The sequence below is a fragment of the Flavobacterium azizsancarii genome (assembly GCF_027980145.1).
Lineage (GTDB): Bacteria > Bacteroidota > Bacteroidia > Flavobacteriales > Flavobacteriaceae > Flavobacterium > Flavobacterium azizsancarii.
The window spans coordinates 20,497-28,458 of record NZ_JAMZNK010000060.1; the positions used below are offsets into that span (position 1 = coordinate 20,497).

The window sequence follows — 7,962 nt, forward strand, 5'->3', positions numbered from 1 at the left end:
TAAATTTTGTGCAAATATAAAAAGCTTCTCGGTTACAAGAAGCTTTTTGTATTGATTTTGTATATATTTTAATAGTTGTTTACTATTTAAAAGCTGGAATTCCAGTAACATCCATTCCTGTTATCAATAAATGAATGTCATGAGTTCCTTCATAAGTAATAACACTTTCGAGGTTCATCATATGGCGCATAATCGAATATTCGCCAGTAATACCCATTCCGCCTAACATTTGTCTCGCTTCGCGGGCAATATGAATTGCCATATCTACATTATTACGTTTTGCCATTGAGATTTGTGCCGTTGTGGCTTTTCCTTCGTTTCTCAAAACGCCTAAACGCCAGGTTAATAATTGCGCTTTTGTGATTTCAGTAATCATTTCGGCTAATTTTTTTTGTTGCAGTTGAGTTCCTCCAATTGGTTTCCCAAACTGAATTCTTTCTTTGGCATATCTTAAGGCAGTATCATAACAATCCATCGCTGCACCAATTGCTCCCCAGGCAATCCCGTATCGTGCTGAATCTAAGCATCCAAGTGGCGCACCTAAACCGGATTTGTTAGGTAAAAGATTTTCTTTAGGAACTTTTACATTATCAAAAATCAATTCTCCTGTAGATGATGCGCGAAGTGACCATTTATTGTGTGTTTCGGGAGTTGTAAAACCCTCCATACCACGCTCAACAATTAATCCGTGAATTCTTCCTGTTTCATCTTTTGCCCAAACTACAGCAATATCAGCAAAAGGAGCATTCGAAATCCACATTTTAGCACCATTCAAAAGATAATGATCCCCTTTGTCCTTAAAATTGGTAATCATGCTTCCGGGATCAGAACCATGATCAGGTTCAGTCAAACCAAAACAGCCCATGAATTCTCCTGTAGCCAGTTTTGGTAAATATTTCATTCGCTGTTCTTCATTTCCATATTTCCAAATAGGATACATTACCAATGAGGATTGAACAGATGAGGTAGATCTGACACCAGAATCACCACGTTCGATTTCCTGCATGATTAAACCGTATGAAATTTGGTCTAAACCCGCACCACCATATTCAACTGGAATATAAGGTCCGAAACCTCCAATTTCTCCAAGTCCTTTTATAATCTGTTTTGGAAATTCAGCCTTTTGAGCATATTCTTCTATAATAGGAGAAACTTCTCTTTTTACCCATGCGCGTGCTGATTCGCGAACTAATTTATGTTCGTCTGTCAACAAATCATCTAGGTTATAATAATCTGGAGCTTGAAATAAGTCTGGTTTCATTTTTTGATAGTTTTACAAAAACAAATTTACGTAATAAAAATATAACAAAACAATGTTAAAATGTTATATTTACACAACGGATAAAGAAGAAAAATAATATAAACAGTAATTTATTTTAGTTTATTGAAAATATATGCGCTATTTTTGAGATTCAAAAAACAAAATGAATGAGGCTGATCATCTCTTTTTTATTCTTTTTTGTTCTGAATACCGCAATTTCTCAACAGAAAGATGCTTTGACAGAACAAGAGTATTTAGTATTACAAGATAAAATTCGTCTCACGGCGAATGCTAATGTAGATAGTGCTATTGTATTTGCTAATCAGATGGTGAAGTCAAATAACAATAAACATTTAGCTTTTGGAAATGGGGTGTTATCTTATCTAATACAATTAAAAGGAAATTCAGCTAAATCTAAAGAAAAATATCAACTGGCATTAACTTACCTGAACAAAATGCCGGACGGTCAGGATAAAACACAACTCAGATCTGTTTTATACAATTATAACGGATTATCAGAATGGAAAAGAGATGATTTTAGTGCAGCAATAGAAAGTTATCAGCAGGGTATTAAGCTTTCTCAACAGATTAGGGATATTATTCAAATTGTAAAATTTAAGAACAATATAGCATCAATAAATATTGCAGTAGGTAATTATCGCTTGGCAATTAAAGATTTAAGGCAGCTTAATGATTTTGTTGATAAAAATGAAAGTGTTTATACAAGAGAACAGTATCTAAATAATAAGAGTAACATCAATCTTAGTCTGGCAGGATCATACGAAACCTATTATTTGAAGGATGATCAGAAAAGAGTTTTACTGGATTCAGCTGAGTATTTTTATAAAAAGACGGTTAGTTATTCTCAAAATTTTCCGGATAATAAAATTGTAGCAAAATTAAGTTTAGGTAATATATATAGTTTACTAAGAGAATTTAAAAATGCCGAGAAGACATATTATGATATTATATTCCTTGCTCACCAAAATAATATGCCAGATATATTATGTACTGCAAATTATAATTTGGGAGACCTTTATTATACGACAAAAAAATATGATAAAGCATTAGTTTTCTTTAAAAAATCTGATTCAATTGGAGCTAATACAAAGACTAACGAAGGTGAATATTTGAGATCAAATTACTATCAGGCAAAGATTTATAATATACTTAAAGAGCCTGAACTCGCTTACAAACATTCAAAAAATTATCTGGATAATTATGAAAAATCAGAATCAAAATTAAATGATCAAATTTTAGAAGTAAACTATAAATTAGGTGTAGGAGATTTGACCAATGAAATGGTTACTATTCAGGAGAAATATAAATATGATGTTTTTTTGAATAAGGCGCTGAAAGTTTTTTACGTTGTTTTATTTGTGGCTATTGTATTTTTGCTGATTAAAAACATAAGAGATAAAAATAAGGCACATAAAAAGATGAACGCCTTAATTGAAGAATTCAAAGCCAACCTTGAGAAGAAAAGTTTAGCTGAAAATGAGGAAGTCGTCTTAGAGCCGGAGCCTGAAGAGATTCATTTTAAGAAAGAAAATGTCAATTTAAGTATTGATGAAGCAAAAGAAAATAAGATAGTAGAGAAACTGCTAGCTCTGGAAAGTAAACTCGAATACTTAAATGCCGACTTTACTTTGCCTTATGTAGCTAAAAAAATAAAAACAAACACAACTTATTTATCGTATGTTGTAAATAAACGATTTGGAAAGTCTTTTGGTGAATACTCCAACGAACTGAAGATTAATTATGTTATTAATGAGATGATTACCAATCATATGTATCGTAAATATTCTACCCAGGCTATTGCCGAAAGTGTTGGGTTTAAAAACGCAGTATCATTTGCAAAATCATTTCGCAAAAGAACTGGAGTATCTCCAGCTCAATTTGCGAATAATATTTAAAGCAAGTTTCGTAGAAACTATCTTCTGTTTTGAGTGTTTTGAGTTTTATTATTACTTATACATGTAGATATTTCTCTCATGTATTTGTAAGTTGTTACAAGCTTCCTTTTCCGTTTCCTCTTAGCGGATCTACAGGCTCTGAACGGTCGTCTCCGCCACGAACTGTTTTTTGTTCATTTTTTGATAATTGTTCTATTTCGAAATCTCCAAATGTTAGTTTTGTAGTTGTCATGATTTATTTTTTTTAATTGTTATAAACTTCCTTTTCCGTTTCCTCTTAACGGATCTACAGGCTCTGAACGGTCGTCTCCGCCACGAACTGTTTTTTGTTCATTTTTTGATAATTGTTCTATTTCGAAATCTCCAAATGTTAGTTTTGTAGTTGTCATGATTTATTTTTTTTAATTGTTATAAACTTCCTTTTCCGTTTCCTCTTAATGGGTCTGAATCTTCTCCACCACGAACTGTTTTTTGCTCATTTTTGGATAATTTTTCTATTTCGAAATCTTTGAATGTTAGTTTTGTAGTTGTCATGATTTATTATTTTTTTAGTGTTATATAAATATTTTTGATGTACAGATCAGGGGAAAATTATTTTCGCCATAAGTAATTTTTTATATGTTTTTTTTGAGTATAAAATTCCCAATTAATCACTCGTTTTTTTAGTGTTTTTATAGGCAGTTAATGATTATAAACTTCCATTTCCTGTTCCTCTAAGTGGATCAACTGGTTCACCTCCCTTAATTGTTTTTTGTTGATTTTTAGATAATTTTTCGCTCTCAAAATCTTCGAATTTTAGTGCTTGATTTTTCATGTTTTTATGTGTTAGGGTTAATGATTTATCAAAACTAGACAAAAAGCAAAACGCTTAGTCGAGAATAGGGTTTTGAAGCTTTTGAATGAAGATTTATTGATCTAATTAGTTGCTAAGCAGTTGATTGTGTGTTTTATTCAGACTGCTATAATTTATAAATTGTATGTAGTATAATTGATAAAATGTCTGTAGTTGAGGTTTTTTTCTCGGTAAAAACAACAATATTTGCAGTGTAATTATGATTTTAAAGATTCGAAAAGATGTTAAAACTTGTCCAAAAATTTCTACAAATAAATAGATACTCGGAAATTAAAAATGAGTTTAAAGATTTGTTTCTTTCTCATCCAAATTATCCTAGTTTGTTTGCCATAACAGACTCCTTAGATTTATTGTCTGTAGAGAATGCTGCGGTAAGAGTTTCGAAAGAACAAATAGTAGATTTGCCATCGAATTTTTTGGCATATTTTAAAGACGAACTTATATTGGTAGAAAAGGCTAAAAACTTCGTTCGTATTAATACGATCAAAAAAGGAAGTTTAAAAATGTCGTATGAAAAGTTTCTTTTGGATTGGAATGGAGTAATAGTTGCAATAGAACCTAATAATGTTATTGCCAGAGAGAATTTAAAAATAGAGTTTGGTTGGTTAAAATATTTTTTGCCTCTTTTACTTTTAGTTGGGTTGTCTGTTTTCTATAATGTCTATAATCCTTTTAGTCTTGTTTTTTTAACGACATCGGTATTGGGATTTATGGTGAGTGTTTTTATTATTCAGGAGAAATTGGGCTTTAAAAACAGTATTATTTCAAAATTTTGTAACCTTAGTTCAAGTTCATCTTGTGATTCAGTTATTAATTCTAAAGAAGGAAGTGAAAATAAATGGCTTAATTTTTCAGATTTACCGCTTATTTTCTTTGGTTCAAGTTTAATTGCCATATTGGTTCAGCCATTAGAATCAGCCATTTTTATAGGATTTTTAAGTTTATTGGCGATTCCGATAATTGTATCCTCAATATGGATTCAAAAGTTTGAAATTCAAAAATGGTGCGTAATGTGCTTAGCGATTTCGGCTTTAATTTTTATACAAAGTGTTATATGGTTTGCATCAGATTTGTTTACGTTGAGTTTTAGTTTCAATGATGTATTTCCATTTTTATTCTCTGTAGTGCTTCTTATTCCTATTTGGACAGTATTAAAAGGGATGATAAAAAATGTTTTGGGTAGTGAGAATTCCCTTAAAGAGATGAAAAAATTTAAAAGAAATTATTCATTATTAAACTTCTTGTCAAAAAAAGTTCCTTATACAAATGGATTCGATGATTTAAGAGGTTTGACTTTTGGAAACAGAAATGCAGCAGTAAAGCTTTCGATTATTATAAGCCCAAGTTGCGAGCATTGTCATAAAACATTTCAGGAAGCATTTGATTTGGTTTTAAGATTTCCGGACAAAATTTTTCTAAACATTTTGTTCAATATTAATCCTGAAAATGGAGAGAATCCATATAAATCAGTTGTAGAAAGACTTTTAACTATAAACAGGGTCACTCCGGGAAAAACGGTTGAAGCGATCTCAGACTGGCATATTAAAAAAACAGGTCTGAAAAAATGGTTGAAAAAATGGAATGTTGATTCAGTTAGTATGATGATCACTCAGGAAATACAAAAACAATATGAGTGGTGCTCTAAGAATAATTTTAATTATACACCAGTTAAAATTGTAAACGAAAGAGTATTTCCAAATGAATATGAACTGAGTGAATTGAAATATTTTTTAAATGATTTTAGTGAAGAAATCGAAGTTTTTGAAAAAAAGACGGCATAGTAAGTAAATGTTAGAGAATGTTCTTGAATATAATGGATAGACAGAGGCTTCAAATGTCTTTAAAAGATTGAAGTATAAACTCACAAATAAATTAAGCAATTATGTTAGAAAAGATTTTAAATCAAGAAGGAACAAAAAAATTAACAACAGAAGAAAAAAAGACAATTGAAGGTGGTAGTGGAGGTCCTTGTCCTCCAAATCAGCCTTATGGTAAAAAATGTTGGGAGAAAGATGCTGATTAATTCAGATATTAAAATTACAAGTATCAGAGAAGTGTAATTAAAAAGCTTCTCTGTACTTAAACTGAAAATCAATTATCTAAATATTAGAAATCGTAGGTTTTTATTTGAATAAAATTCGGGATTTGCATATAACTTAAAACAAAATATCATGTTAGAAAAAATATTAAACTTACAAGGTGCTGAAACGTTAGTTGTAAGTGAACAAAAAAATATTAAAGGAGGAAGTATTCCACCAGATGGTCAGTGTAATGAGTTTGTTGTATTCCGTGCTACGGAAGCTCAATGTTTAGCTTATCCATATAACTTAAGACCAGCTTATATAGGACCAAATCAATGCTCAATATTAATGGCTCCGTGTTAATTGTGTATTAAAAGTTATAATAAGTTTAATTAGATTGTGAACAACAATATTTATTGTAGAAGATTAAGATGTTAAAGAAAATTCTGAATTTAGAAAATGCGCAGCATATAAGCAAGAATGAGCAAAAAACAATAAAAGGAGGAATTCCTGAATGTTGGGTAAATGCTATTGAAGCTGGGTGCGTTTTAATATCCGTAGGCGAAACTTGTCCTGTAAATACGTTGCCAGGTATTTGTGATACAAGTCGCCTTTGTTGTTAATTTTTAACGTTTTAAGAGAAATACAATACAGCCTTTTTTAGAATTTAGTCATGTTTTTTTTAATTTGTAGGCGCTCGATCGTGGAACATTGAGCAATTTTCCCCACATTGATGATTGGTGTTGGGATTCTTTAGGAAAATTGGTCACTGGTTTGATTTTTATTTGGTTAGGGTTAGCCGGTGCCATGTCCTACAGAAATTGTATTTCTAATAAATATGTTTTTAAATACTTGACAGAGAAGATATTAATCTTCTCTGTTTTTTTATGTTAAATAAAGAAATTTAATCTTAAATTGCTTTGGAATAAAAAATATAACTTGAAAAAATTCACCCATTATAAGCAAGCTGATTATAAAGATTGTGGACCTACATGTTTAAAGATAATTGCTAAACATTACGGGAAAACAATCAACATTCAGGAGTTGAGAGATATTAGCGAAACAACTCGTGAAGGAAGTAATTTACTTTTTTTAAGTGATGCGGCTGAGAGAATTGGTTTTCGAACTTTAGGGGTAAAATTAAATCTCGAAAGATTAGAAGAAGCACCATTGCCTTGTGTCTTGCACTGGAATAAAAATCATTATGTAGTACTTTATAAAATTAAAAAAGGAGTCTATTATATTTCAGATCCGGCTTTTGGTCTAATCGAATATAATAAACAGGATTTTCTTAAATTCTGGATTGGAAATAATGCTGATGATTCAACACAAGAAGGCGTTGCTTTGTTAATGGAGGCTTCACCAAAGTTTTTTCAGTCTGAATTTGATAAAGAAGAAAATAGCGGATTAGGGTTTAAATTGTTGTCAAAATATGTATTGCGATATAAATCATTTTTAACCCAATTAAGTATAGGTTTGTTGGCCAGTAGTTTGATACAGCTAATTTTTCCTTTTTTAACGCAAAGTATTGTTGATGTTGGTATTCAAAATCAGAATATTCATTTTATTTATCTCATTCTTTTTGCACAATTATTTCTTTTTGCAGGAAGAACAGGTTTAGAGCTTATCAGGAGTTGGATATTACTTCATCTTTCTACCCGAATTAATATTTCGCTGATTTCAGATTTTTTTATTAAATTGATGAATTTACCTATTTCATTTTTTGATGTAAGGATGACCGGAGATATTATGCAGCGTATTAATGATCATCGCAGAATCGAAAAAATTCTGACTACATCATCATTAAACGTTTTGTTTTCTGTAATCAATATGTTTGTTATGGGAGGTGTTTTGGCTTATTTTAATTTGCAGATATTTTTTGTGTTTTTTGCAGGAAGTATTCTTTATTTT

The 7,962-nt window shown here is 30.7% G+C and carries 11 protein-coding genes; 6 read left to right on the forward strand and 5 right to left on the reverse strand.

All coding sequences use genetic code 11. From position 1 onward, the window contains the following. Positions 1-82: 82 nt before the first annotated feature. Positions 83-1,261 (reverse strand): acyl-CoA dehydrogenase family protein, encoded by a 1,179-nt coding sequence (locus NJT12_RS22540; RefSeq protein ID WP_213295687.1) that lies wholly within the window; start codon positions 1,259-1,261, stop codon positions 83-85. 167 nt (positions 1,262-1,428) lie between these two features. Between NJT12_RS22540 and NJT12_RS22545 the strand changes: the two genes are divergently transcribed. Further along, complete coding sequence (locus NJT12_RS22545) at positions 1,429-3,177, forward strand: AraC family transcriptional regulator (RefSeq protein ID WP_271338373.1); 1,749 nt, start codon at positions 1,429-1,431, stop codon at positions 3,175-3,177. A gap of 94 nt (positions 3,178-3,271) precedes the next feature. Here the strand turns inward: NJT12_RS22545 and NJT12_RS22550 are convergent, their stop codons facing one another. From NJT12_RS22550 to NJT12_RS22565, 4 genes are all read right to left on the reverse strand, one after another. Beyond that, the gene (locus NJT12_RS22550) at positions 3,272-3,409 is read right to left on the reverse strand and encodes an rSAM-modified peptide (protein ID WP_271338374.1); all 138 of its coding nucleotides are present in this window, start codon (positions 3,407-3,409) and stop codon (positions 3,272-3,274) included. 19 nt (positions 3,410-3,428) lie between these two features. After that, positions 3,429-3,566, reverse strand: coding sequence for an rSAM-modified peptide (locus tag NJT12_RS22555; protein WP_271338374.1), 138 nt, complete (start codon positions 3,564-3,566; stop codon positions 3,429-3,431). A 19-nt stretch (positions 3,567-3,585) separates the two neighbouring features. Continuing rightward, positions 3,586-3,711 carry an rSAM-modified peptide gene (locus NJT12_RS22560; RefSeq protein WP_271338375.1) on the reverse strand — a complete coding sequence of 42 codons (126 nt, stop codon included), beginning with the start codon at positions 3,709-3,711 and terminating at the stop codon, positions 3,586-3,588. A 154-nt stretch (positions 3,712-3,865) separates the two neighbouring features. Then, positions 3,866-3,991 (reverse strand): rSAM-modified peptide, encoded by a 126-nt coding sequence (locus NJT12_RS22565; RefSeq protein ID WP_271338376.1) that lies wholly within the window; start codon positions 3,989-3,991, stop codon positions 3,866-3,868. Between the two features lie 260 nt (positions 3,992-4,251). On the opposite strand from NJT12_RS22565, the gene NJT12_RS22570 reads away from it, so the two are divergent. The 5 genes from NJT12_RS22570 to NJT12_RS22590 all read left to right on the forward strand — a co-directional run. Beyond that, positions 4,252-5,811 (forward strand): vitamin K epoxide reductase family protein, encoded by a 1,560-nt coding sequence (locus NJT12_RS22570; RefSeq protein ID WP_271338377.1) that lies wholly within the window; start codon positions 4,252-4,254, stop codon positions 5,809-5,811. Positions 5,812-5,912: 101 nt separating this feature from the next. Continuing rightward, the gene (locus NJT12_RS22575) at positions 5,913-6,053 is read left to right on the forward strand and encodes a hypothetical protein (protein WP_271338378.1); all 141 of its coding nucleotides are present in this window, start codon (positions 5,913-5,915) and stop codon (positions 6,051-6,053) included. Positions 6,054-6,201: 148 nt separating this feature from the next. Next, a complete protein-coding gene (locus NJT12_RS22580; RefSeq protein WP_271338379.1) occupies positions 6,202-6,414 on the forward strand; it encodes a hypothetical protein in 213 nt (70 codons plus the stop codon). A gap of 68 nt (positions 6,415-6,482) precedes the next feature. Further along, on the forward strand, positions 6,483-6,674 hold the full coding sequence (locus tag NJT12_RS22585) for a hypothetical protein (RefSeq protein ID WP_271338380.1): 192 nt from the start codon (positions 6,483-6,485) through the stop codon (positions 6,672-6,674). Positions 6,675-6,990: 316 nt separating this feature from the next. Continuing rightward, positions 6,991-7,962 (forward strand): cysteine peptidase family C39 domain-containing protein (locus NJT12_RS22590; RefSeq protein ID WP_271338381.1); only part of this gene is annotated, 972 nt, incomplete at its 3' end.

What these genes read in the sequence shown, in the direction of transcription:
- NJT12_RS22540 (WP_213295687.1), bottom strand. Translation starts at nt 1,261, where the DNA reads ATGAAACCAGACTTATTTCAAGCTCCAGATTATTATAACCTAGATGAT.
- NJT12_RS22545 (WP_271338373.1), top strand. Translation starts at nt 1,429, where the DNA reads ATGAGGCTGATCATCTCTTTTTTATTCTTTTTTGTTCTGAATACCGCA.
- NJT12_RS22550 (WP_271338374.1), bottom strand. Translation starts at nt 3,409, where the DNA reads ATGACAACTACAAAACTAACATTTGGAGATTTCGAAATAGAACAATTA.
- NJT12_RS22555 (WP_271338374.1), bottom strand. Translation starts at nt 3,566, where the DNA reads ATGACAACTACAAAACTAACATTTGGAGATTTCGAAATAGAACAATTA.
- NJT12_RS22560 (WP_271338375.1), bottom strand. Translation starts at nt 3,711, where the DNA reads ATGACAACTACAAAACTAACATTCAAAGATTTCGAAATAGAAAAATTA.
- NJT12_RS22565 (WP_271338376.1), bottom strand. Translation starts at nt 3,991, where the DNA reads ATGAAAAATCAAGCACTAAAATTCGAAGATTTTGAGAGCGAAAAATTA.
- NJT12_RS22570 (WP_271338377.1), top strand. Translation starts at nt 4,252, where the DNA reads ATGTTAAAACTTGTCCAAAAATTTCTACAAATAAATAGATACTCGGAA.
- NJT12_RS22575 (WP_271338378.1), top strand. Translation starts at nt 5,913, where the DNA reads ATGTTAGAAAAGATTTTAAATCAAGAAGGAACAAAAAAATTAACAACA.
- NJT12_RS22580 (WP_271338379.1), top strand. Translation starts at nt 6,202, where the DNA reads ATGTTAGAAAAAATATTAAACTTACAAGGTGCTGAAACGTTAGTTGTA.
- NJT12_RS22585 (WP_271338380.1), top strand. Translation starts at nt 6,483, where the DNA reads ATGTTAAAGAAAATTCTGAATTTAGAAAATGCGCAGCATATAAGCAAG.